We start from the raw sequence: 25,614 nt of genomic DNA, 5'->3' as shown, positions 1-25,614 counted from the left end.
ATAAGGCCGAAGCATGATTTTACCGGCGTCCTGTAATGATGTTGCGCTGCTCAAATACCGTAAAATCCATCGTCACATTCCGCACCGGCACATTGCCGGCTATTTTAAAGGACGCGGCTTTATCGTAAGTATGTAGAAAATCGATGTTCGCTTTGATCAGCTTAATCTTTGCTTTTTTCCACTGGCCTGAGTTTGCGGTTCTGATCTCGCCGACAACCGAAAAGTCGCCGGTATGAACAACAGGATCTTTTACACGCGTGGTGTTACTGTAAACAACCGTTTGATTTAATTTCCCGCTGTCCAGGTACTCAAAATTGATATACCCTTCATAATAAGTGCCTGCAAACTTTTTACGCAATGCCTCATCAATGGTTATGTAATGCTTTTTGCCCGCTTCCAAAACAACACCGGACCTTTGTTGCTGACCATTGATCAAGAGGGTTGCCCCCAGGCTGTATTTTTTGGCAGTGACCCAATATTTTGTTGCCCGCTTATAATGCTTTGCCTCTTTTTTTAAGCGCCTTGCGGCCTCTTTGTATGCACCATCGCTGATGAGCCGGGCAATCTGATCCAGCCGTTTGTTTTCAAAATGCTGTTCATAGTCCAGATCACTTAAAAACCGGCTCGCTTTTCTCAGCCGGAATAATTCCAGGGGGAGACGGATTCCTTTTTCCGTATAGGATTCCTCTTTAAATTCGGCGGCCCTGCGTAAAGTGGTCTGCAGTTCCCTGTACCCGTTTTCAACAGTCGGTTCTATTTCATGTCCCTCTGTATAATCGCTCCATGATGCAATAAACATCATATCCAGGTTGTCCCCGGATGCAAGGTTGTATTTCCACAGGTCATCATATAATTGGCCGCCCTCTCTCGAAATATAAAAGAAATGGCCGCGCCCCCAGCCGCCGCATCCCCGGTTGTCCATACCCGGCGTCACAAACCCGGACCGGATAAGAGCGGATCCCCCGGAATCCCGGGGCTGATCCCAGACTTTGGCTTTAAAAGGCTCCATGGAACGGAGCACATCTTCGCGTGTTGCGTAGTTGTCCCAATAGGGATGCCCGGCATCTATCCTGCGCACCCGCGGCGGTATCCATGCCGTTGGCGACATGCCCAATCGTTCCCAGGTGGCGAATTCGGTATCCAGCGGAGGCGATTCATACCGGCCGTTCACGAGCTCCCCCCATTCCGCCACCCTGCGCAACCCCTGCGGTGAACCGGCCGCGCCCGGCAAACGGAATGAATGCTTTGTTACCACGCTGTCGTATTCACCGCTCCTGATGCCGCCGCCAAACAAATAATAAACCGGCACCCCTTTCACTTTTGGAGCTGTTGGCGTTGAAAATACGCTATCCGTTAAATATTGTAAGGATGTTATAAAATGCGCGGTCTTTTCTTCCCTTGTTTTTATTTCCGGCCGCAGTTTTGTGATCCAGTCATAATACAGCCAGCCATCACACCAGTTTACCCCTATTTCAAAATGATATTTGGCCGCTACTTTCCTGAAGGCATCCAGCAGCCAGGTAGATTCATGTTCGGGGAATCCCCATTCAATAAAAATGCCATCGATTTTTGCTGTCCTGGCAGACAGGATCTGGTACTCAATAAAGTCGGGATCCAGGTTGGATTGTATCCCCGTTAAAGGATAATGAACCGCCGCGATCTGGTGCTTCCCGTTTTCCAGGATATTGTCCCCGTTATAGCACATCAGCTTTAAAGGCGTTTCCGATTTCCCGGAAAGGCCATAAAAAGACCAGCGGCCCAGCATCCCGTCATGCTCGCGGGAGTAACGGGTGCCATGGTAATCCACGTACACTTTTTTTCCGTTCCCTGTCTGCTGAGCGCCTGCATTGAAAACAAGGAACAGTATGAGCAGCAGGAACCCGGTCTTAACGATTTCAGTTTGCCTGAATCCTTTCATTGAATCAGTAGCTTTTTCTTTTCACTTTAATAACACTTAACAAGGTTGCGCCCTTCACCGGTTGAAAATCCACCGTTATGCCCTCGTTATTTTTTACATCGACCATATACTTCCTGTCAACGGCGGTTGCTGCACCGTAACTTTCCAGCAGGTTAAAATGGTTCAATTTTTCAACACCGTTTATGGATATATTAAACACACTATTATCTTTCGTCCGGTTGGGATCGTAGCCGATGTCATTGATGATAAACTCCGGCTTGGCGCCCGGCTCTGCAAAGCCCAGCGTTACTTCGTATTGACCGTCCGGCACATCAAACCGGTATGCTTTTAACCCGGCACGCATCGTCTGATACAGCGGGATATTATGCGTACCTTTTATTTCCGTTTGAATACCGATCCTGCCGGGCGTATTGGTAAACTCCTGGCCGCCGATATACCCCCAGCTACCCGGCCGGTATTCCTGGTCGGGCAACCATGTAAAACCGGACGCCTGCTCTGTAAAAAAACAATTGCTGCCTACATTTACACCCAGGTCAAATGCATTATCGACATGGCTTACATGATTGGGCTGAAAAGCAAACCGGACCTGGGATCTATCTTTGAAAACAATTCCGTTTTTTTGTCCGCGTGCTTCCAGCTCATTGACACCCCGGGTAAAAGGCAGGTCCCAAATGGCCATGCAATTATGCACTTCTTTTACGCCCAATGATCTGCCATTTGCAAAAAGCTCGATCCTGTCCAGGTTGGAATATACTTTGAGGGGTTGTATAACGGTACTGTCTTCCGGCTTTAATTGCAGGCCCGCCCTGTTATCCCAATCACGGGAGGCAATATGTACAACCGGTTCCTTATTGAAGCTGGCCTTATAATAGTAGAACATATCCTTAGGGCTCCGGTCTGCATAAACAATTCCCTTGTTATTGACATGCGGCATGGTCTCTTCCCGGTTGGCCGATCCAAAATCGATGAGGTTCCATAAGCTGGACCCCGCAATATATTTACGGTCCCGGATCATCGGCCACATAGCTTCATGATAGGATTCGGCATACTCGATACTAAAATCGAAGCATTGGGGCCGTAAGCTATGAATACGCCGGTCGGCACCAGCCCCATACTCGCTGATGATATGCGCCCGCCCGGGATGCAGCCGGTGCTGGTCATCCATAAAGGTTCCAAAAGCCTTCACATCCCCGCCATACCAGCCCTGGTATAAATTCCATCCCAAAACATCCGGCACCGGTGAGAGCCCGATACTATCATAAGCCGGCAGGTTTTCATGCTGCGCGGTTGCCGTAAACCTGTGGGGATCTTCTTCTTTTACGACTGCGTTTAAATGCCGGGCCATTTTTACAGTGGCGTCAAAATAGCGCCTGTATTGCTCCGGCGGGATCTTCCTGAGGGTTCCCAGCATGATCTCATTCATATATCCCCAAACGATAACAGCAGGGTGGTTATAATGCTGACGGATCATCTCCCGCAGCTGGGTTTCGGTTGTTTTTGCGAACTCCGGGGCAAGCGAGATCATATCCACTACCGGAATTTCTTCCCAGGCCAGGATCCCCAGCCGGTCGCATTCTTCCAGTACAACATCGCTTTGCGGGTAATGGGAGATACGTAAAAAATTAGCGCCCAGGTCTTTTATCAACTGTACATCACGACGATGCTGCTCCGCACTCAGCGCGTTGCCAAAGCCCGCCTGGTCCTGGTGACGGGACACTCCCAATAATTTATAGGGCCGGCCATTGAGAAAGAATCCCTCCCCGCCATCAAACCGATACCAGCGATAACCGATCCTGTTCGTCAGCGCATCCAACAGTTCTCCGGTAACTGCATCTGCAATGGTTGTTTTACAGGTATAGAGCCGGGGCGTTTCCGGCGACCACAGAAGCGGATCCGTCACCGGTGGATTTTTAATGGAAAAACGGACCATTTGCTTCGACGGAATACTGACCGTTTCTGACTTAACAGAAACAACAGTACCCGAGGGGCTGATCACGGCGTTTGATATTTTTACTTTTTTATTTTTTGTTCCATCATTCTGAACAGCCCCCGTAACAATGGTAACGGCCCGCTTTTCGGAAACAACAGGCGTTTGAATAAACACCCCTTTAGAACCGCTATTGTTCATATCAAAATGAACGGCAGCTGTTGTTATTTTCCATGCATCCCTGTAAATGCCGCCAAACAGCGTAAAGTCACCGGATAGCGGGGCAATCTGCTGCGGGCTGTTATCCACTTTTACGGCAACAAGGTTTTCACCCGCATGGAGGTAGGGCGTAATTTCTGCCTGGAAGGCCGTATATCCTCCTTCATGCTTTGTTACCGGCTTTCCATTCACATATACTGCTGCACTGAGCAGAGCGCCGTCAAATTTTAAATAAACCCGTTTCCCATCCGGCGTTTCCGGAATAAAGATGCGCTTGCGGTACCAGCCAACTCCCCGATAGTAATTTTTTGTTTGATATGCATCTTCACTATTCCAGCTATGTGGTAAATGAACCGGCTTCCACTGCGCTTCATCCCCGTTTTTCCCGGGGGCTCCAGCCATATCTCCCCTGTAAAAATACCAGCCATCATTAAAACTTTCAACAGCCCGCTGCGCACGGGCTACCAGTACCGCGCCTGATAGCAAAAAGAGAAAGAAAAATTTTGCAGGACTCATTATTCAAACATTTTATTACAGGACCCGGATGACGCAGACTGCTGCCATCCCCGGCTCCCGGCATTTATCCGGTTAGTTATACCCGTCGTTATTGGGGGCCAGCCGGGGATTGGTACGTATTTCCGCTAACGGCACAGGCAGTAACAGCCGGTAAGATTCTAATGCAGGGCCCTGGGGCCTTGCCACGCCGTAAGCGCCATAGTCTTTTGTCATAAAGGTGTTTAATGTGGGGATCAGATTGCCGTTCCTCAACAGATCAAACCACCGTTTCCCTTCCATATTCAGCTCTACCCTTCTCTCATGCAATAACCTGGCACGCAAATCGGCCTGATCCGTATAGTCCAGCTCGTCCAATCCGGCCCGTTGACGAACTCTTGTAATCATTTTATTGGCTTCTGCGCTTTTGCCATTTTCATTTAAAGCCTCTGCATACATGAGCAATACATCTGCATACCGGTATTCGATCCAGTCGTTGTTGCCGTCGTTCAGTGCTGTATTGCCGGCATTCAAATACTTTTTTGAATACATCACCGGATGACCGTTAATAAGATCCACCGTACTTGAGTCTATTGAAGCAGCTTTGCGCCTGTCGCCTTCTTCAAATGCCTCCAGCAAATCGGGATGAATGCTATTGCCTCCATAAGCCGTTGTTAAGGACAGTTTATCCGCTGTTGTTACTTTCTCGGAATTACGTGGCATAAACTGGTTGTTGAAAGAGCTGCCGATGGAAGGCTTTTGCCCGGCAAGGTACCGTATCGCAAAAATAATTTCGCTGTTCATTTCATTATTCACGGTAAAAATACCGGAGTAGTCCGGCAGGAGCGCCACTCCGTAGGTGCTTTCATTATTTACGATCTCCGCAAGCTTTACGGCTGCTTCTTCGTACTTTTTCTGGGTCAGCAGTACCTCTCCCCACAGCGCTATGGCCGCGGCCCTGGTAGCCCTTCCTGCATTGGCATCAGCCTGCGGGTAGTAAGCAGGCAGTGCGTTATAGGCATCGGAAACATCCCGGAGAATGAGGCTATATATATCCCCGATATCATTACGGCCTTCAACAAAAGCATCTTCAGGCGCATCAAAAGGTTTGGTTACCAACGGTACCTTCCCCCAGATCCTTACAGCATAAAAATAACTCAGCGCCCTCAAAAATTTAGCTTCCCCTGCAAGACGCTGTTTAACCGTTTCATTCATTGCAATGCCGGGGGCCGCTTCTATTATGGCATTGCTCCGGCCGATAACCCGGTAAATATTGGTCCAGAATGCTGCCACCGCCAGGTCTGATGAAGTAATAAAAAGTCCATTCCAGTTGATCGTGGAAGTTTGTATGGACCAGCTATTGTCGGTGGCCAGGTCTCCTAATATAAAGATACCATTCGTGCCGGTACCATAAAGGGTCTGCATCGCGCTGTAAACACCGGTAACGCCTGAGGCCAGACTTGCGGAATCTTTATAAAATCCCGTAGCCGGTATTAAGGAGGGCTGGTTCACATCCAGGAACGACTTGCTGCAGCCTCCCGCAAGCAGGCTGCCTATTGCTAAAGCGGCGATAATTATATATTGTTTCATCTGTTATTTTTTATTTAAAATCCAATGTTTAAACCAAACACATAGCTGCGCGCCAAAGGATAGGTGCCCATATCCACATTAAAACGGGCATCGTCATTCCGGCCAAACATATTTACATCCGGGTTATAACCGGGGTAGCTGCTGAATGTATAAGCGTTCATTACGGTAAAATATAACCGCGCTGTTTTCTGTTTATCGCGCTGAAACAGGAGGTTGGAAAAGTTATAACCCATTGTTACATTGTTGATCCGCAGGTAAGAGGCACTAAACAGGTTATAGGTAGAGAACTGCGCTAACGGATCGGGGTTCGCATTTCCGCTGTAGGCCACGGCCCTGGGTATCCATCCGTTTCCGGGATTATCCGGGCTTCTCCACCGATCCAGGGCGTAGCTAAACGGATTGTCGCCACCTACGAATGTGTTGGAATACCGGACCAGTGCGTTCGCGATCTGCCCGCCGTAAACACCCTGCAGGACGATATTCAGATCAAAATTATGATAGCTGAAATTATTGCTGAAGCCGTAGGTAAATTTAGGCTGGGCGGTTCCTATCTTTGTTATATCGGTCCCATCAATTTTCCCATCCCCGTTAATATCTGCATATTTAATATCGCCCTCACGGGAAGGTGTTGTTCCGCCGGTCCATTTGGCAACACCGGGATCTGCCATGTCTTCAGCGCTGTATATTCCTATCTGTTTCAGGCCGTAAAAATCACCGATCGAGCCACCAACCACCTGGCGGATCGTACCCGTATAACCTGCATTGCCGGTTATATTGCTGGTAATAGGATCTGTGCTAACCAGCGCTGTAATTTTATTTTTATTAAACGAGATATTGAAATTACTGTTCCACTTAAACGCACCTGTTAAATTGCGCGTGTTTAATGTAAACTCCAGCCCCTGGTTATTTACATTGCCGATATTTTTATACGCGCTATTCGTCACTCCTGATATAGCGGGAACATTGGCATTCAGCAAAAGATCCTTTGAAATACGGTTGTAAAAATCTGTTGCAAACACGATCCGGTTCTTTAGCAATGAAAATTCAAGACCGAGATCAAATTGCTCATTCGTTTCCCAGCCCAAAGTAGCCAGGTCAAAGGATCCCCGTCCAAACCCGCCGGATACCGCAGTACCCGTACCGGTTCCGAAAGCGTAGTTGGCAATGTTCATCGCTCCCAACCGGGTAAAATCACCGATACTATAGTTACCGGTCCGGCCCCAGCTTGCTCTTATTTTTAAATCACGGATTATTGATTTTATACGCCCGTTCTTAAAAAAATCTTCTTCATAAATATTCCATGCAGCAGAGGCTGACGGGAAAATACCATACCGGTTTTGAAGGCCGAAGCGGGAAGAACCGTCCCGGCGTATCGCTGCAGAGAATAGATACCTGTAATCATAGTTATATTGGATACGTCCAAAACTGGAGATCATTGTATTCTCATTATATACAGGTCTTGAGCCAAGAACGGCCGTACCATTTGTAGGATAGTAAAGAAACAGGGTGGTTGCCGTTCCTGCCTGGTTCTGTATCATGATACCTTCGGAATGGCTCTTTTGTGCGGCATAACCCAGTAAGAAGTCCAGGTTATGCATCCCGTTCAATGTTACTTTGTAATTGGCTGTATTTTCCCAGGTCCAGCTATAGCCGTTCCCTTTTATCAGGGAGCTTTGCAATCCTGTTTGTATAGGCGTGCTCAGGTTGGCGGCATTGGCACTGGCATAAGCCAGGGTTGGCGGAATCGTCCAGGCTCGTTCATCAGAGCGCATCTCCCCGCCCAGGTTGGTTTTCAATACCAGCCCTTTTACGGGTTCCACCTGCAGGTACATACTACCGATGCCTTTGAAGGATTTATGTTCGTCCTGGTATAGATCCAGCGTTTGCACCGGGTTATAGTGCTGCCCGTTAAACAGCAATCCCATACCGCCCGGGCCCGGCCAGTTATTCGTGGTAGCATAGTCGCCATTCGGCAAATAAACCGGCAGCACGGGAGGCATCATGATCGCTAAAGTAATGGGCGATCCCAAAGAAGGATTGGCCGCTGAAGTATTGGCATAGTTAACACTGAAGGTTGCGCTGTTTACGGCTCCCTGTGCGGGCCGCACCTGTGTAATGCCATAGGACGGGGCCAGGTTCACTCCCATTTTCAACCACGGCTTTAAATTAAGTTCGAGATTTGTTCTGAAACCACCCCGTTTAAACCCCGTACCTTTTAAGATCCCGTCCTGGTTCAAAATATAACCGGAAACAAAATATTTAGTTTTATCATTCCCTCCCGAAGCATTGATCTCCAAATTGGAAATGGGCGCTTTTCCGAAGATCTCACGCTGCCAGTCAACATTGGCCATTGAATCCGGGTAGTCAAATATAGCGGGATAGGCCCGGCCGGCATTATTGTAAGCATCCTTCACATAGTCTATATACTGCTCCTTGTTCAAGACCTTAATATATTTGCTGACTTCCTGCATTCCAACATAGGAACTTACCTGGAACCGGGCATCGCCGGACCTCCCTTTTTTGGTTGTTACCAGTACCACACCATTACCCGCACGCGATCCGTAAATAGCAGCAGCGGCGGCATCTTTTAATACATCAATTGTTGCAATATCGGCCGGGTTGATCTGGCCAAAGCTATTGGCGTCATCCAGCGGTACTCCATCAACAACATATAAGGGAGCATTGCCCGCGCCAATGGATCCAACGCCCCGGATCTTAACCTGCGGGTCATCGCCGGGGGCGCCGCTGCCCTGCTGAATATTAACGCCCGCCATTTTACCCTGCACCGCCTGTAAGGCATTGGTGACGGGCTTTTCGGCAATATCCTTTGCCGTTACGGAGGATATGGATGTTGACACAGATTTTCTTGTAGTGGTTCCGTAACCGATCACCACCACATTATCCAGGTCACCGGCAACGGGTGTCAGCACAATAGTCGGGTTCCTGTCTTCCCCTATTTTTTGTTCATAGCTTTTATATCCTATATGTTCTGCAACCAGGACCGAATTCCTGTCCTTTACTTTAATTGAAAAATACCCGGCGCTGTCCGCAACGGTCACAGCTCCCTCATTCTTCACAGATATTGTAGCGGAAGATAGCCGCTCCCCCTTATCGTTCATTACTGAGCCCTGAACGATCATTCCATTTTGTGCTTGCGCCTGAAATGTTATTGCCATGATCAGCAGGAGCACCACAGCTTTAACAAAGGGCATCTTTTTCGTCATTTTCATTTCAGCTTATTTATCATTAATTATATTATACCCGTCGTCTTTATAAACCTTATTGATTTAAAAATTTGACCGATATGGTGAACAATCCCCGGTTAGCGCTGGCGGCCGGATCGATCACTTCTGTTTTAACCACCTTAATAATGCCCACTTTATCCCCGCCGGCAGCTGATGTGGCACCGGTTTTAAAGGCGATCACATCTCCCGCATTTGCCGGATTCATATTGGAAACCGTGATGCCGGATTTGGACAGGGCCTGTATTTCCGTAACCGTGGCCTTATCAAAATCGAAGCCGGCCGGAAGTTTTAAAAAGCGGGTGGCGTTCTTTACCGCAAACTGATCTGCATTTCTGCCATTAGCTCCGGTATATTCGGTATTCTTATTATCTGTGCTGCTTCCGTCCAGCGTAAGGATCCTTGGAGTAGCCGCCCCGCCGAACATATAAAATTTCATATCTATATTATTCTCCGATACCCCGATGACATCGTTCAGGTTATAGGTACGCAGGTCTTTTACGGAAAAGAGGGTATAAGTACCCGGGCTGGCGGCATTACCTGCTGCAAAATGCTGTGTACCGGCAATATAGTTTTGCGTATACTTTAAACCGATCGCCGTATTTACCCGGGCAGACGCGGTCTGTCCTACCTGGTCCGTCACTACCACTTTTACTGCATAGTAAGCAGTTGTTAACGGAACCGGCTCCGAAACATTCCGGTCTTTTTCACCGTTATAGGAAGTGGTCTTTACCACCGTTTCACCATTGGCGCCAATACCGTAAAACACGATCGATTTGATGCCGCCATCGGCATGGCTAACAATGGGTATGTTCACATTGCCTGCCACATCTGCCTGCACAAACAGGCTGTTGATCCGTATTACCGGAAGATCTATCAGCGACCGGATGCGCCTTTTAACGATGGTGACACGATCTTCAAAATCCGTAGCGGTAACCTGCAAGGCGGTATCCAATGCAAAGTTGTAATTGATCAATGCATCAAATTTATACTGCATGGTGGTATCGGAAACATCCATCGATACCGGGGTACCGGTAGTACCGTCGTTTCGCAATACAACATAAGTAATGTTTGTTAACCCTGCATTTGAGGTTACGGCAAACTTTGTATTGGTCATAGCCGCCGGGTTAAATGTAAGCGTATCCGAGGGGAACGTGATGACCGGGGCAACCCGCTTCTGGATCGTTCTGAACGTAACCCACTGCGCATTGCTTTCTCCATTTTTATCGATTGCGATAATACGTAATTGGGGGAACCCCTCTTTATAATCAAACGCCTCCGAAAAATCATAGGAGTAGCTGTCTGCAAATTTCGTGATCGTCTTTACCGGTGTATTGGCGTTATTGGCTAAAAAGAACTGCACCTTCTGTAACCCCACTCCCGATGTAATGGAGCCCTCTACAACGGGCCGGGTATCTTTATTAAAATCGAGCACATAAGCAGTACTATCCATCAATATCACGGGTCCTGCCGGCAGGTTATAGTCCTTTTCTTTTTTGCACCCCGATGCTACCAAGAGCAGGGCAAAACAAACGGAAAAAAATACTTTCATACGGTAATCCTTTATTCTGGTCAATAATGTTTTAATGAAGTTTAAAAACGCTGATCGGTCCGGTGGTTAAGACACCGGTGGTGTTATGGTTACCAACAGGGCATCCCATTGTCCGGTTACTACAAAGGGGATCTGCAACTTATTCTTATCTACCCGTAAATCAGCGTCGATGATCAGCGGCAGCATTGCGCTTCCGTAACCTGTTACCGCATCCCTTGTCTGCCGGTTACGCCAAACTTTAACATGTACTTTCCCGTTGACCACCAACCCACTCAGCTCGCTCATATTGGCCAGCAGCAGGGTATAGCCCCTGCTTTGCAATGGGTTTAGCTGCGCTGCAGACAGCCCATCCCGCGCTCCAAGCATGGCAGTAACGCGCTTAGCGGCATCATCCCTGAATGCAATGCCGGTCACCAGGTCTGTACCCGTAGGCGTATTGGCACACAACACCCGTTTCCCACTCATTGCGGCGTAAAATGCATGTGCCCACCAAACGCCCCTTGGCCCTGTTCCATTGGTATTATTAAACAATCCGCCCAATACCGGCAGCGGGTAGGTGCCTACACCATAAACGGTTTGCGATGTCCAGGAGGCCCTTACCTGGGGAATGCCATAAACTTCGGCAGCAGCAAAAACATCTATCGCTACCCCCGGGCTGGTATTACGCTCATCGCCGGGCCTGATCGTTTCACCCGCAAATACGCCTTTAATTGTTTTCCCTTTGCCGTTGATATAGTTCACGATGGAATTGCGGTAGCCGTTATGCCAATCGGAAATATTATACCCGATCTGGAAATGCCAGTTGATATAATCGGGTAAGGTATTATAAGCAATAGCGGAATCGATGAACTGGTATACCAGCATAGAATCGGCGCGGGCATTTGCCGTATTATTGATGGTGGCAGAGGGCCCATGTATGGCCGCCTCAGGAAAATACTTTTTTACCGCATGATAAGCCGGGTTCCAGTATTCGGCCATAAACCGGCTAAAATCGGTCTTTAATGAGTCGTTGGGCTCGTTAAACAGGTCCCATTCAAAATTATAGCCCGCTTCCTTTGCTCTCCGGGCAAGCGTATCTGTAAGCGCGCCGTAGCCGTTCCGCTGAAAAATATCCGTATAAAAGCTGTTATAATTCCTGTAGTCGCTCACCAGCAATAGCTGTCTTTTGACACCCAGCCGGTTCAGTCTCGGGTACAGGGCAAAGGCATCGCCCTGCCGGCCGGTACGCCACAACGCCGGCTTTAGCGGCGTTATCAGCTCATCGGCTGGGGCTGCAGTGGTTACGGAGCCCAAAAAGCCAACCAACCCGTTCTTTTCGTTGCCGGTTCGCCTAAGATCAAAAGTGATCGTGGAGGGCAATACAAAAGCAGTGGTATCATCTACCCGCGGGTCAGTTACCACATCCCTGATACCGGTAGACAACTCTCTCTGGCAGCTTTGAAGCAGCACTATTCCAATAACAAGCACAAGCATTCTGTTCAATAACATTATTTACTGTTTTATTTTTTGCATAACGGGTTTCATGCTCCCTGTTGAAGAACAATTTCTCTGGCCAAAGCCTGCAGCAGTACCCGATAGCGTACTACCTGCCATTCATCATTTCATCCGGAATCATTTCATGCTATACAGATGCTGAGCCGTCAATTTCCTGCAGTCAAAACAATCTTCTTAAGCAATAACAAACCTTCCATCCGCCTTTATCCGTGTCCCTGGGCACAGGTCCGGCAATTAATGTAAACGATTGCATTAAAACAAACACTTACCCATCTAAAACAGCGGTATTGTTCCTGCGTTTCAATGGGTATCGTCCTCGTTATCATGGCAATTATGGCCCTGATGCAAGGTAGCCTTTTTTGCAACCAGAAATGCAATCGATTGCATTTTTTTACGAAAACGAAATAGTTAGCACCTGCAGACTTACGGATTTCACAGGTAAAAAAACGAAAGAGAAACCTTCTTTAAACAAAGAGGCTCCGGGCAACATCCCGGCATCGCCATGGCTCCTGCATGACCGCGTCTGTTACTCCAGGCTTTTTATCGCTATAATCAGTGGATGATCGCTGAGCACCAACTGCACTTCTGCCGTATTTTTGACCACACGCACTGCCTGCGTTCCCACTGCCGGGTCATAAATATCAAGCTGCCGTTGTTTCCCGTTGAACCGGATGGTTACGGCATCGCTGCCCTTCAGTTTTTCACCCCATACAACCAGGTAATAGGTGCCGTCGGATCTTTGGAGCAGCAGGTCGTGCACTGTAGGTATGCTGTCCTGTATGCGGTAAGCAAAGGGCCGCAGCCTGTTTTTGGGAGCCACCCTGTCCTCCAGGATGGTGGTCATGTTATGCAAATATATTGCGGCGGCCCTGGGTGTATAATCCGGGCGATAGAATCCAAACTGCTGGTTACCGGCCTCATCACTCCGGTCGCGAAGTAAATAAACCGCGGTATAACTCCAACCCCGTTTAAACTGTGCTAAATACATATTGAGCAAAAGCGCGGCATGCTGTGTTTCTGTGATGCCCGGCCCCATTGTTAAACCGGTCTCTGTGGTAACCCGGGGCAGCGTTTCCAGTTGCACAGCGGTGTACCCCTTAAACTGTTTAGCCCAGGTGATACCATAGTTTCCTGCCAGCCCGTCTACCCTGCTGTCGAAACCGGGACTGGCAGCGATCCAGGTCTGGTTATCATGCAGGCCCGGCCATCCCGGGTGAACGATATAATTATGGCAATTAGCAAAATCAGCAAACCGGGTGCCTGCCGGTAAAAGTGTTGGCGCGCCCTTCGGAATTTCCAGGAACTGCAGCCCGGTATGATCCGTCTGCGCCCCATTTTCAGAAAGGCTCCACACCGGGTATTCCTTCAAGACGGGGTCCGCTTTTACCGCAGCATACAAATCGCGCTGTAACCGGGCCACGGGCAGCCAGCTTTCATCACGCCCGCCCTTTTCTCCTTTGTAAACGATCCCCCAGTTATTCGGTTCATTGGGTCCCTCAAATGCCAGGAGGGCTCCCGCCGCTGCGATCTTCTTGCCGCCGCTTAATAACCGGGCGATATCAGTTCCCCCGCTCAGAAGTCCATAGCTAAACCTGACACCTGTTTGCCGGTGAAGTGTTATAAGATCTTCAACCGGTACCTCCCCTTCGTAACCGGTCCTGATCCAGGAGATGCCCGTATACAGAAGCGCATCCCTGGTCTTTTCAAGACTTTCACCGCGCTTTGATATCGACGAATTCACACCGATACTTGCCAGGAAGGCACGGACAGGTACTGCGGTTACAGGCGGTATCCTATTTGCCGGTGAGGCCTGCCCTTTAGCAATGGCGATCCATAAAGCAACCACGGATAAAGAGGCTCCTGCATATGCTATCCATTTGAGTTTCATCATATCCTTTTTAAAACACCGGTTTGCGTGCTTACTGCAGTTCTGCCTTTTGCTGCTTTTCCTGTTTCCTGCGCAGCTTTTCCTGTTTTCTGAAATAGCCTCTGAAAAGGAAATTATGCCGCAGGGCTTCCATATTGGTATCCAGTTTGCCCGTACTGCTTTCGAGGTTCCGGATCGTCTGCTGCAGCTGGCGGGCCGTAGCGGAATCGTTCAGCAATACGCCGGCGGGCGATTCATTAGTGTTGAGCCGGCTATTGACATTTGCGCTTACGGCCTGAAGATCGTGCGCTACCTTATTAGCCTGCACCGCCGCTTCCTGCAGCTGGGTAGCCGTACCCCTTAGTTTATTGAACACCACGGTATCACTTACGAGGTCGCTGGCCAGCACGCCGGGCTTCTGTAACCTGGCAGCGTAACCCGCAAGGCCTTCTGTAAGCTGCTGCGTATTACCGGCTGTTTTATGCAGCAGGGCCAGGGTACGGTTCAGCTGCTCGTAAACAGAGGGATCAGTGATCAGTTTACCCAGCGTGCCCCTGCCGGCTGTAATATTTTCCATAATGACCCTGAGGTTACCGGTAACAGCAACCAGGTTCTTGTTATTCACCTGGAGCGTATCCATCATCTCCTCCGTGCTGACGCTGGCTTCCACGATGATCACATCGCCATCTTCGATGGGAGCCGCCTGCGCAGTGCCTCCATCCAGGGCAATGATCTTGTTACCGACGAGCCCATCGGAACTGATCCGGGCCCTGACATCCTTGTGAATAAAAGGACGGGCGTTCTTATCAATGTTCATCAGCACTTCTATCCGGCTATGATCCATAAAAGTGATCTTTTTAATCGTGCCTACCTTCACACCGGAGTACCAGACATTATTGCCCCTGGAGAGGCCTCCCACATTATGAAAAATGCCTTTGATCTGTATAGATTGCATAAATGATTTCTTTTGTCCGCCCAAAACCAGGATCGCCGCAGCAAAAATGATCAATCCCAAAACGATAAATATACCCACAGTGGTGGCCCTTCTTGAATCAGTTGTTTTCATGCGCTATTGAATAAAATTATACTCATAAAATTCCCGGATCAGCTCATCCTCAGAGCTGAACACTTCATTAAAGTTTCCCCGCCGTATAAACCGGCCTTCTTTCAGCACAGCGATCGTGTCACCGGTCGATTTGGCGCAGGTAAGATCATGTGTAATAATGATAGAACTGGTTTTGAACCGGTGCTGCACTTCATTGATAAGATCATTGATTTCCGTGCAGGTTATCGGGTCAAGCCCTGCCGTAGGCTCGTCATACAGCATGATTGCAGGGCGAAGTATCAAGGTGCGGCCGATACCGATACGCTTCTTTTGCCCGCCGGATAACTCGGCCGGCATCTGGCCGATGGTATGAGAAAGCCCGATGGCCTCCAGCACCATTTCGATGCGCTTGTCGCGCTCCTTACGGCTCATCCCCGGCTCATTCCGCCTCAGGGGAAAGGCGAGGTTTTCGCCTACCGTCATGCTGTCGTATAACGCACCGTTCTGAAAGCAGAAACCAACTTTCAGGCGCAGCGCGCGCAGTGCATGAACCCCCAGTTCCGGCACTTCCTGCCCCAGTACATTAACGGTACCGGCATCCGGGTACAGCAATCCAACGATTACTTTTATCAGCACAGACTTTCCTGTACCGGAGCGGCCTAACACAACAATATTCTCCCCGCTGTGCAGATCCAGGTTTACCCCGCGCAGTACATGATTACCGCCAAATGATTTATACAGATCCCGGATCGAGATCACCGTTTCCTGCCTGTTGATATCGGGGATAAAAGATTTCATAGTTATCGTATCATATTCACCAGCTGAACAATAATCACCTCTTCTATAAAGATCAGGAACATGGATGCCACCACGGATACATTGGCAGATTTGCCAACGCCTTCTGTACCCTGGGTAGCATGAAATCCCTGGTAGCAACTAACGATGCCAATTGTAAACCCATATATGAGCACCTTTACAAGCGAGGACATAAGATCCAGGAATGAAATATTGGTAAATGCATTCTGTATAAATGTATCCATGCTGGTCTGCTCGTTCAGGTGGATGTCGACGAAAGCGCCGGCAAGCGCTATCAACCCGTTGTAGCACATCAGCAACGGCAGGCATACCACACAGGCCAGCACCCTTGTTACAACCAGGTATTTGAAGGGATTAATAGCCGAAACCTCCATGGCATCTATCTGCTCGGTCACTTTCATAGAAGCCAGCTCTGCACCCATGCTCGATCCCACACGGCCGGCACAGATCAGCGCTGTTACCAGCGGGGCCAGCGCCCGCACAATGGCAATGGATATCAGCGAGGGCAGCCAGGATGTAGCTCCGAACTCAGCCAGGGAGGGCCGGGACTGCTTGGTAAATACCAGCCCGGTAATGAAGCCGGTGAGACTGATCAGCGGCAACGACTTGTTGCCGATATGAAAACACTGGCGGATGAATTCCCGGGTTTCAAAAGGGGGGCGTACAACTTCGCGAAGGAACCGGCCGATAAACCCGAATATCGCGTATACGGTAATAAAGAAATGATCGATGCGCTTCGAAATAACAGGTTTGCCTGATTGTCCGATAGGTTCCATTGCCAGGTTTTAATTTTAGCAAATTGCGGCCGGGTTTACGATACAATCCGGGTATCCGCTCCGGCTCTGTCAGCACCGGGCGGCTCCTCCTGTTGCGCATACATTGCCAACACAACTGCTGTTTTGATGGTGAATGTAGCATAACCTGCGCCAAGAATAAAATTAATTCCGGGTTAAATGCCGCCCGCCGCAAAATACCCGGAGAAGCCGGCATACGGGGGTCTTGCCAGAGCCCTCTTCCATAACCGTTCTCTGCCGGGGATTACGCCACAAAAAGCGCCTTTGCGAAGGGCCTGCCAGGCCCGGAGACCTGCCTGTGGCACCCGGGAAACCATACCCGGGCAGTGCATCTTTACACTCCCGTAAAAAATACTGCAGGCTGCTCTATGAAGTTACCGGCTTTATAAACAAAGAATCGCTAAATTATTAATATTTGATTGCTAAATATTTATAAAAGCAGGATCGCTATGATCAATTTTACCCGGGTAGCCTTTAGTTACCTGGCCGGTAATCGGCAAGCGCCCCAGATAATGCGCCGCAGGTCCGCTGTGTTTCCGTACTTAAGCAACAGGGCTCGTTTCTGTATGAATTTATTAAATTTTACGGCAGATACCGTACCTTCGGGACTATTAACGGAATTGCCATTTATAGTGCACCAATGTTAGCGTAATGATCGCAGGATATCGTGATTCAGCATTATCTGGATTAAGGAAAAACGTATTTCTAACCGGGCGGTGGCGGAAGATTCAAAGACAAATCAACCTGGGATCAGCATGCAAATGGCCATTGATGTGTTGTATTTCAGAGACGCCTTAATATTGAGTTAACAAGCGGATTTTACCTTTATCAATGAATGAATGAACAAGTTGAAATGCCATCCAAACTGATATATCAAATTAATGTCCGGCTGCGCAATGGTGACCATGAAGCATTTTTGGAGATCTATGAACGCCACTCGGCGCTGCTCTACAATTTTGTGAGGAAATATATCCAGGACCAGGACACAGTTGCCGACATGGTCCATGATACCTTTTACAACCTGTGGAGATCAAGAGAACGTGTTAAGGCTGAATACCCGATCAAAAATTACCTGTACCGGATCGCCCGTAACGTTGTATTCAAGGAATTAGAAAAACAGGTTAAAACAGCGGATGCCCTTGCGAACCTGCAGCGCCAGGAAACCTTACGCGTTGCCACTACACCGGTGGACCACCTGGGCGGGGCATACCGGACCCTGTATGAGCAGGCTCTGGCGCAGCTTCCCCCTCAGCGGAAACGCATATTTCAGCTTTGCAGGGAAGAGGGCCTAAGTCATAAAGAAATTGCGCGGTTCCTGGAAATCTCGCCCAATACGGTAAAAGAACATATGTCCCTGGCCATGAAATCGATGAAAGATTACCTGGCCAGGGAGCATGATATTGTTATGCGGCTGATCATTCTTTATGTATGTTTTGGTACATAGCCGCCGGTGCAGCACGCGCTCAACACAACCCGAGCGCTTATAGCGGGTGTTTTACCGGACGGTAAATGTAGCCTGCACAGGAAAATGGTCCGACTCCCTGTTTGCCCAGTCGTAAACACTGTACAACTTCGTCGTAAACGCATTCAGCGGCGCATAGATGAGATAATCTATGGTCCGGTTAGGAGCCGCAGTTGAAAAGGTGAACTGCTTGCAGTCGCCATTTAAGCAGCCCAATGAAAAATGCCCGCGCAGTAACTCAATAGTATTGGAAGCAGGAAGCGCATTGAAATCGGCCCCCACAATAACCGGCTTGTCAAACGTTTTAACAAGTGCTACAAAGTCCTGTGCCTGCCTGATACGGTTGCGTTCATCGCCCAGATGATCAAAGTGGGTGCTGATGAAATAGAATGGTTTCCCTTCTTTTTCTACCAGGATCCGGGCAACGGATCTCCGCTCCCCGCCAAGGGCCGGGTCTACCTCCAGGTTATAGGCTTTTTTTTCCTTCACCGGCAATTTAGACAGCACCGCATCGCCGTATTCCCCGCCATAGGTATCTATGGCTTTGGCAAAAAAATAATCCATATTGGTGAGCCGGGCCAGCTCTTTGGCAATATCCCCGTTGTTCGCATTGCGGGTCGTGAACTTATCAACTTCCTGAAGGGCCACCAGTTCCGGATCTACGCGTTTAATGACATCCGCAATGGCCTGCAGGTCCGGAATCCCCCCGCTGCGCGCACCATAAATATTGTAGGTCATCGTTTTTACCGTAACCTCTTTTTGCAGGGGAGGATCTGTTTTCGGAGCTTCTTTTTTCCCCTTGCTGCAAGCGCAGAAGAGGAAAAAAAAAGCATACATATATCGTTTTCCAAACATATTCATATTGAAATAATACAGATTATCAGAAGGCTTCAATTTCTGCCACCGCGGTTGTTTCGCCGCCCGTGGCACTGCTCAGTACCGTCACCTTCATATAACGGCCGGCGACGCTTTTCTCAAGATACATGGTGGCTGCAGTTTCATCAGAAGATGCTGCAATTGTAAAAATACCGGCTGTGCTCCAGGTTACAGCGTCCTCGCTTGTTTCTATCTGTACAGTCTTGGGGAACAGATAAGCATTTGAAGCACCACGGCGGCCATACAGTTTAATACCATGCAATACCTGGCTCTTTTGCATATCGATCGTTACGTAGTGCGGATGGCCCGGCCGCCAGCCATTGACCCGCCGGTAGGTAGACAGCCAGCAGGTATTTACATCTCCATCAATGCAATAAGGCGCCCGGCCGCCAATAGCGTCGTAGTCATCATCCGAATAATCATGTATCTTCCAGTCGCTGATCGGGTAAGGAGCAAAGGGATTGGTTTCATAAAACCCGTTCACAATAAAATAAGTAGTCTTCAGCCCCGCCGCTACTGTGAGGGTGGAGCTTACTGTTTTAATGCTTACGGGAACAAGATACGCCCGGGTACCACCCAGTTTCAGCGGGTTTATATCCAGCGAAACGGAGTTACTCCCGTTCTTTCCGGATGCGATCTGGACCTGGTCCCCGCTCAGCCGGTAACTTCCGGCCGGCGGCAGTTCATAACTGGTATTGTTTTGCTCATTGTAGGTCGCGATCGATGCCGGGTCGATCTCCAGGGTAATATCAATTGCCTGGCTCAGTTCTGCAGGACCGCCATAGCCCACACCCAGGGAGCTGCTGATCCACTCATCTTTAATGGGGAGTGCTTTTGTGATAGCCCCGTTACTTGCCAGCGGCATAAACACATGCGCATAAGATTCAGGATCCTCCACCTTAAAGGCGGGCTTCTTACAGTTCTGAAATAACAGGCATAGTACCAATAAACTGCCGGTGGTAATAAGCCGGGGCGTTGTTATGATTTTATTTGTCATTGTATAATTACATTAAGTGGACGGTAAAAGATTACCAGCCGGGATTTTGCACGAGGTTTTGATTACGTTGAACTTCTGTTTGCGGGATCGGGAAGAAATAGAAACTCTTCCGGAACACTCTGGTCTCAAACCGGGTCCTCTTAAAAAAGTTCAGGTCTGTATTGGAGGTACCCCCCTCTACATTCATACCATAAAAAGATCCGCCATCGGTTTGCTCTGCAATTTTCCAGCGCCTTGTATCGAAGTACCGGAGCTGCTCCATGGTTAACTCAATACGTCTTTCCGTGCGGATATGCCGGCGCATTTCCGATTGACCCAGACCGGCTGTCAATGCCGGTAAACCTCCCCGCTCGCGTACCTGGTTAAGATATTTCAGTACATCAGGATTAGATGGCTGCGATTCATTGAGCGCTTCAACATAGTTCAGCAGTATTTCTGCATAGCGCATCATCACAAACGGGCGGGCCACATTATTTTGCGTGGGGTGATAGGTGGGTGAAATATTTTTCCGGAAAATATAGCCTGTTTCCGAATAATCATGCGAGCCGCCTTTCCCTGATTCACCGGTATAGTACAATTCGATCTCCCTTACGCCCAGGCTCGAAGTCGTATTGATCCAGTCGCTGCCGCTGTAGGTAACCGTGGCATAAAAACGCGGTTCCCGGTTAATATACATATTAAAGGTGTTCTTGGCCCGTGTTGATCCCGGTGCGCGGAAGCTGGAAAATCCTGTTTCGGAATAGCCGCTGGCGCTGTTGACAACAGGGCTTCCGTCGCTATTGTACCCCTCCACAGGGCTCTCGCCATTCGCCATCCTGTAAGCATCAATCAATTGCTGTGTAGGCCCCATAGAAGCATACCCGTTTGCTAAACGGGGTGTAGACGACCGCTGGTAGCTGCTAAGGTTATTTTTGCCCCTTGCCAGGATCCATTCTATATTCCACGAATCCAGGAAAGCATCCCTGTAAGAAAGATACGGATCCAGCACACCACTGGTATATTTCTTATAGAGCCCCAGTTTTCCTGAAGTTTCTGCATAATCGATGATCGCTTTTGCTGCTTCGGCAGCCCTGGTCCATTTGCCCACATCGTAAGTGGTACTGATAAGGGCTTTACCATCATGGTTTTTAAAGTTGGCGTACTCGGTGTTGCCATTCACCAGCGGACTGGCAGCATACAGCAGCACTTTACTTTTTACCGCCTTGCAAAGGAGTTTACTGGCCCGGCCCATATCGTTCTCCAGTACGGCATCGCCATTGTAATAGTGCTCAATATCCAGATCAGCTTCCGCCTGGTTCAGTTCAGCGATAATGTAATCAACGCACTCATCATAGGACGACCGGGGCATCTGCATTGCGGGGTCCGTCAATGGCAGATCCGGATCTATTTCTTCATCGCCCAGGATAATAAACGGACCATATTGTTTCAGGATCTCGGAATAAAAAAAGGCTCTCAGGAAGCGGGCTTCCGCCTTTCTCCGCTTGATCAGCGCTGCGCCCTCCCGCTCCTTTAATATCTCCTGGTTGCCCTCTATATGATTGATGAACGTGGTCGCAGTACGGATCCCTTTATAATAATGATCCCAAAAGTTCCAGTAGTTGGAGGACGCGTTCCAGTTGCCCAGGTTTACCCTGTACGGAGCGTTGCGCTGCGATACATCGCAATCATCAGACAGTACATCCCAGGGAGTATCATTGGTACGGTGCGCTTCGTCCCGTATATAGTTATACGCGTTGGCCAGCCAGGCTTCAGACAGGTCCCGGCGGTTAAATACTTCATCCACCGTTAACATGTCATCCGGCACCTGATCCAGGAATTTTTTTGAGCAGCCGGCGCTTAGGATAACAGCGCCCGTTACGATCAGGAATTTCAGAAAATAATTATATAGTGAGCTCATATTTGTAATACTTAAAAGTTAACATTAACACCAACAGAGTAGGTTTTTAAATTCGGATACCGCGTGCCACGGCCATCGCCCAATTCCACGTCCCAGAACCGGAACGGGCTCCAGGTAACCAGGTTGTACCCGGCAAAAAAGATATTGGCGCCGGATAAGCCAACCGGTTTAATGATCCGCTCGGGCAGCTTATAGGAAGCCTGAAGGTCTTTTAAACGCAGGTAACGGCCGTTTTTCAGCCACCAGGTACTGGTATTATAATTTCCATTGGGGCTCCCATCGGATAACCGGGGATAAAATGCATCCTGCCGGGGATTTTCGATGGTCCAGCGGTCTTCAATATTACTCAGCAGGTTACCCCGGCTCATGGAAACCGAGAAAGGCATGAGTCCTTCACCATTCATCATGATATCAACATTACCAACGCCCTGAAAGAGGGAAGACACGGAAAAACTCCCGTACGAAACCGAAAGACCGAACCCGTAAACAAGTTCGGGGATCGTACCATACCCAATGGGTATTTTATCAAAGTCATCTATTTTTCCATCGCCGTTCACATCCTGGAACCTGATATCCCCTGGTTTCACCAGGCCCGGGTGCAACGGCCCATTGGCGATCTCGTTATCCGATTCAAACAGGCCCAGCGCGTTCAGTCCCCAGCGCTGGCCTACTTTATGCCCGCGCTGATCCAGCCAGGGATATAAAGGAGCCGGCTGGTCATTTTCGATAATATTATTCCTGTTGTAAGTGAGGTTCCCAAGCACCTGGAAGGAAAATTCACCGATCTTTTTTGAGTAGGTGAGCGAGCCGTCAATCCCCTTGTTTTCGATAATACCCAGGTTCCCGTAAGGCGCTTTCTGCAATCCTACGTAACCGGGCACATTGCCCCGGCGGAGGAAAATACCTTCCCGGTGCTCTTTAAATACATCAAACTGGAAAACGAGGGCGTTGTTCTTCGTTTGAAGATCAATACCCAGGTTGGTTTTGGTGGCTGTTTCCCAGGTAACATTAACGCCATACTCGCCAATATTATACCCTTTAAAAGTGTTGCTCCGGTCCTTTCCGAAATCGTACCCGGTAGTTGCCTCCACTGTAGAAATATAAGCAAACCTGCGGTCGCCCTCTATATTACTATTGCCCACTTTACCGTGTGAAAAACGGATCTTGGCCAGTGTGAGATGATCTTTTAAACTACCGAAAAAGGATTCCTCGCTGATGACCCAGGCCAGCCCCACAGAGGGGAAAAACCCAAACCGGCTTTCCGGAGCGAAGTTTTCAGATCCGTTATATCCAAAATTAAATTCGCCAAAATAGCGGCTGTCATAGTTATAGGTAGCACGGCCGGAAAGTCCCAGGTAACGGTACGGCAGCGAGTTGATAAAATTAGTTGCCTGCGCATCCAGCCGGTCACTCTTATTAAACAACAGCATTCCCGAGGTATTATGCTTGCTGAAAGAGCGGTTATAGTTCAGCGCCGCTTCCACATACATCGTACGCTCCCCGATACTGTTGCGGCTGAACGTTAAAAAGCGCTCTCCTACATAGGTTTGCTCATATTGCATTTCCCCGTTTTCATCCCTGCCGGTAGCAAGGAAAGCATCCGGCCGTTTGGTACGCCGCATACTGGTGTAGTTGTATACATCAAACGAGAACATGGCAGTGGCCGACAGCCCCTTTGTTATAAAAGGAAGGTCATGGGTTGCCCGTAAGTTGGAAAAAAGCTGGTTGCGCCACTGGTTGGCATAACCCGTTTGCGTAAGCATCGCGTAGGGGTTTTGCAGCGAACCCGAGCGCTGGTCCGGTACGGTTCCATTCTCATACATCGGGGGATGCACCACCGGCGTCATATACCAGGCTCCTTCAAAGATATCCCCCTGCCCGGCTGCCGGGTAGTTGGCATTCGCAAGGTATCCCTGTATCCCCAACTCTATTTTTGAAAGCGGCGATGGCTTAACCGTAAGGTTGGAGGTAAGATTATAGCGCTTATAGCCAACCTGCTGGTTGTACTTGACCAGATCATCCTGCTTATACAACCCTTTTTCATCAAAGTAGCTGATGCCGACATAATAAGTTGTCAGATCAGACCCTCCGTTGATATTAAGATTGCCACGTCGCTGGTAGCCGTGCCGGTTAAACAGGGTGCCCATCCAATCCACGTTCGGGTAAAGATACGGGTCCTCACCGCTGGCTGTTTTCTGAATACGTTCCTCGCTGTACAGGGGGCTGGCGCCACGGTTGGTGAGTGCTTCGTTAGACATGCGCATATAAGTGATGCCATCTGCAAACTCGGGCAGCCTGGTAAATTCGGTGATCCCTTCGTAGTAGCGAAAGTTAAACCTCGGGCGTCCCGTGCGACCGCTTTTCGTTTTAATGATCACCACCCCGTTGGCGCCCCTTACCCCGTAAACTGCGGTTGCCGACGCATCCTTTAAAACAGTGAAGCTCTCAATATCTTCGGGGTCAACATTGGCCATTTTGCGTGGAGTACCATCAACCAGCACCAATGGCTCGCTGAGGCCCTGGCTGAAAGTGGAGATACCACGGATCCAGATACTGGCATCATCAAAGCCCGGCTCCCCGGTCCGTTGTACAGAAACCACGCCCGCAATACGGCCGGAGAGCGCGTTGGAAAGATTGGCTACAGGAATTTGGAGATCCCTGGCTTTTACGGTAGACTGCGCCCCTACAAGGCTTATTTTCTTCTGTGTTCCAAAGCCCACTACCACTACTTCATCTAACCCCTTTTCCGTCAGCTCCATTGTTACCTGTAAGGTCTGCTGCGTTCCAACGGCCATCTCCACGGGTTTATAGGAAACATTTTGGAACACAAGCGTTGCTGAAGACGGTACTACCAGTACAAATTTACCGTTGATATCCGTAGTTGTTCCGATGCCAGGTTTATCTTTTACAAAAACAGAAACTCCCGCCAGCGGCTCGCCGGCTTTATTAACAACCGTTCCGGTAATTTCGCGCTCCCGGAAAATCACCGGCCTGTCCGGCACCTGGCGACGTACGATGCGAACAAAATCGTGGCGCAATTCAAAAGTCATATTATGACTCTTTAAAAGGTCCGTAAGAATAACTTTTGCCTGTTTGGTTGCCGTATAGTTTACCCGGGCCCTCAGGAAAACCTCGTCATTATTATAAGCCAGCGGTATTTGATAATCCGTCTGCAACTTTTCAAGTGCCTGCTGCAGACTGATATTGTTGAAACTGACATGAATGGTTCGCTCCAGCTCCTTCTGCCCATAGCTGCTGTTACTGGCAAAAACGATACAGGTGGTCAAAAGAAACGCCCATAGCATAAAAGAAATGCGCATAATCTGTTTGAGATTTTGGATACAGTAAGTAAGTCTTTTTTTTTGCATCTTTGCATTGTTAATAAAGGTGATACTTTGTTAATAAATCAGCTGTGTCTCAGGAAGT

At 49.0% G+C, this 25,614-nt stretch carries 15 protein-coding genes; 1 reads left to right on the top strand and 14 read right to left on the bottom strand.

From position 1 onward, the window contains the following. Positions 1-19: 19 nt before the first annotated feature. From BLS44_RS14210 to BLS44_RS14165, 10 genes are all read right to left on the bottom strand, one after another. On the bottom strand, positions 20-1,918 hold the full coding sequence (locus BLS44_RS14210; protein WP_218127759.1) for a glycoside hydrolase family 71/99 protein: 1,899 nt from the start codon (positions 1,916-1,918) through the stop codon (positions 20-22). A 4-nt stretch (positions 1,919-1,922) separates the two neighbouring features. Continuing rightward, a complete protein-coding gene (locus BLS44_RS14205) occupies positions 1,923-4,580 on the bottom strand; it encodes a glycoside hydrolase family 2 TIM barrel-domain containing protein (protein ID WP_090390756.1) in 2,658 nt (885 codons plus the stop codon). A 72-nt stretch (positions 4,581-4,652) separates the two neighbouring features. Then, the gene (locus tag BLS44_RS14200) at positions 4,653-6,146 is read right to left on the bottom strand and encodes a RagB/SusD family nutrient uptake outer membrane protein (RefSeq protein WP_090390755.1); all 1,494 of its coding nucleotides are present in this window, start codon (positions 6,144-6,146) and stop codon (positions 4,653-4,655) included. Positions 6,147-6,160: 14 nt separating this feature from the next. Continuing rightward, positions 6,161-9,376, bottom strand: coding sequence for a SusC/RagA family TonB-linked outer membrane protein (locus tag BLS44_RS14195; RefSeq protein ID WP_090390754.1), 3,216 nt, complete (start codon positions 9,374-9,376; stop codon positions 6,161-6,163). Between the two features lie 49 nt (positions 9,377-9,425). After that, positions 9,426-10,940 carry a hypothetical protein gene (locus BLS44_RS14190; RefSeq protein ID WP_143019771.1) on the bottom strand — a complete coding sequence of 505 codons (1,515 nt, stop codon included), beginning with the start codon at positions 10,938-10,940 and terminating at the stop codon, positions 9,426-9,428. A gap of 66 nt (positions 10,941-11,006) precedes the next feature. Next, a complete protein-coding gene (locus BLS44_RS14185) occupies positions 11,007-12,428 on the bottom strand; it encodes a hypothetical protein (RefSeq protein ID WP_143019770.1) in 1,422 nt (473 codons plus the stop codon). Positions 12,429-12,960: 532 nt separating this feature from the next. Beyond that, complete coding sequence (locus BLS44_RS14180) at positions 12,961-14,325, bottom strand: glycosyl hydrolase (RefSeq protein ID WP_176954422.1); 1,365 nt, start codon at positions 14,323-14,325, stop codon at positions 12,961-12,963. A gap of 28 nt (positions 14,326-14,353) precedes the next feature. Further along, on the bottom strand, positions 14,354-15,367 hold the full coding sequence (locus BLS44_RS14175; protein WP_090390750.1) for an MlaD family protein: 1,014 nt from the start codon (positions 15,365-15,367) through the stop codon (positions 14,354-14,356). A gap of 3 nt (positions 15,368-15,370) precedes the next feature. After that, positions 15,371-16,144 carry an ABC transporter ATP-binding protein gene (locus BLS44_RS14170; RefSeq protein ID WP_090390749.1) on the bottom strand — a complete coding sequence of 258 codons (774 nt, stop codon included), beginning with the start codon at positions 16,142-16,144 and terminating at the stop codon, positions 15,371-15,373. 2 nt (positions 16,145-16,146) lie between these two features. Then, positions 16,147-16,938 carry an MlaE family ABC transporter permease gene (locus BLS44_RS14165; protein ID WP_090390748.1) on the bottom strand — a complete coding sequence of 264 codons (792 nt, stop codon included), beginning with the start codon at positions 16,936-16,938 and terminating at the stop codon, positions 16,147-16,149. A gap of 871 nt (positions 16,939-17,809) precedes the next feature. On the opposite strand from BLS44_RS14165, the gene BLS44_RS14160 reads away from it, so the two are divergent. Next, entirely contained in the window at positions 17,810-18,400 is a 591-nt protein-coding gene (locus BLS44_RS14160; RefSeq protein ID WP_176954421.1) for an RNA polymerase sigma factor, read from the top strand. Positions 18,401-18,451: 51 nt separating this feature from the next. Here BLS44_RS14160 and BLS44_RS14155 read toward each other — a convergent pair whose 3' ends face one another. Genes BLS44_RS14155 through BLS44_RS14140 form a run of 4 tightly spaced genes read right to left on the bottom strand, consistent with a single transcriptional unit; the run spans position 18,452 to position 25,508 of the window. Next, on the bottom strand, positions 18,452-19,279 hold the full coding sequence (locus BLS44_RS14155; protein ID WP_090390746.1) for an endonuclease/exonuclease/phosphatase family protein: 828 nt from the start codon (positions 19,277-19,279) through the stop codon (positions 18,452-18,454). Between the two features lie 19 nt (positions 19,280-19,298). After that, entirely contained in the window at positions 19,299-20,291 is a 993-nt protein-coding gene (locus BLS44_RS14150; protein WP_090390745.1) for a BT_3987 domain-containing protein, read from the bottom strand. Between the two features lie 31 nt (positions 20,292-20,322). Next, entirely contained in the window at positions 20,323-22,188 is a 1,866-nt protein-coding gene (locus tag BLS44_RS14145; protein ID WP_090390744.1) for a RagB/SusD family nutrient uptake outer membrane protein, read from the bottom strand. An 11-nt stretch (positions 22,189-22,199) separates the two neighbouring features. Further along, positions 22,200-25,508 carry a SusC/RagA family TonB-linked outer membrane protein gene (locus BLS44_RS14140; RefSeq protein ID WP_218127758.1) on the bottom strand — a complete coding sequence of 1,103 codons (3,309 nt, stop codon included), beginning with the start codon at positions 25,506-25,508 and terminating at the stop codon, positions 22,200-22,202. Positions 25,509-25,614 lie beyond the last annotated feature (106 nt).

The organism is Niabella drilacis, from assembly GCF_900101395.1.
GTDB classification, from domain to species: Bacteria; Bacteroidota; Bacteroidia; order Chitinophagales; family Chitinophagaceae; genus Niabella; species Niabella drilacis.
Note: the sequence above shows the minus strand (reverse complement) of the source record. Positions and strands in the feature narration are given on the sequence as shown.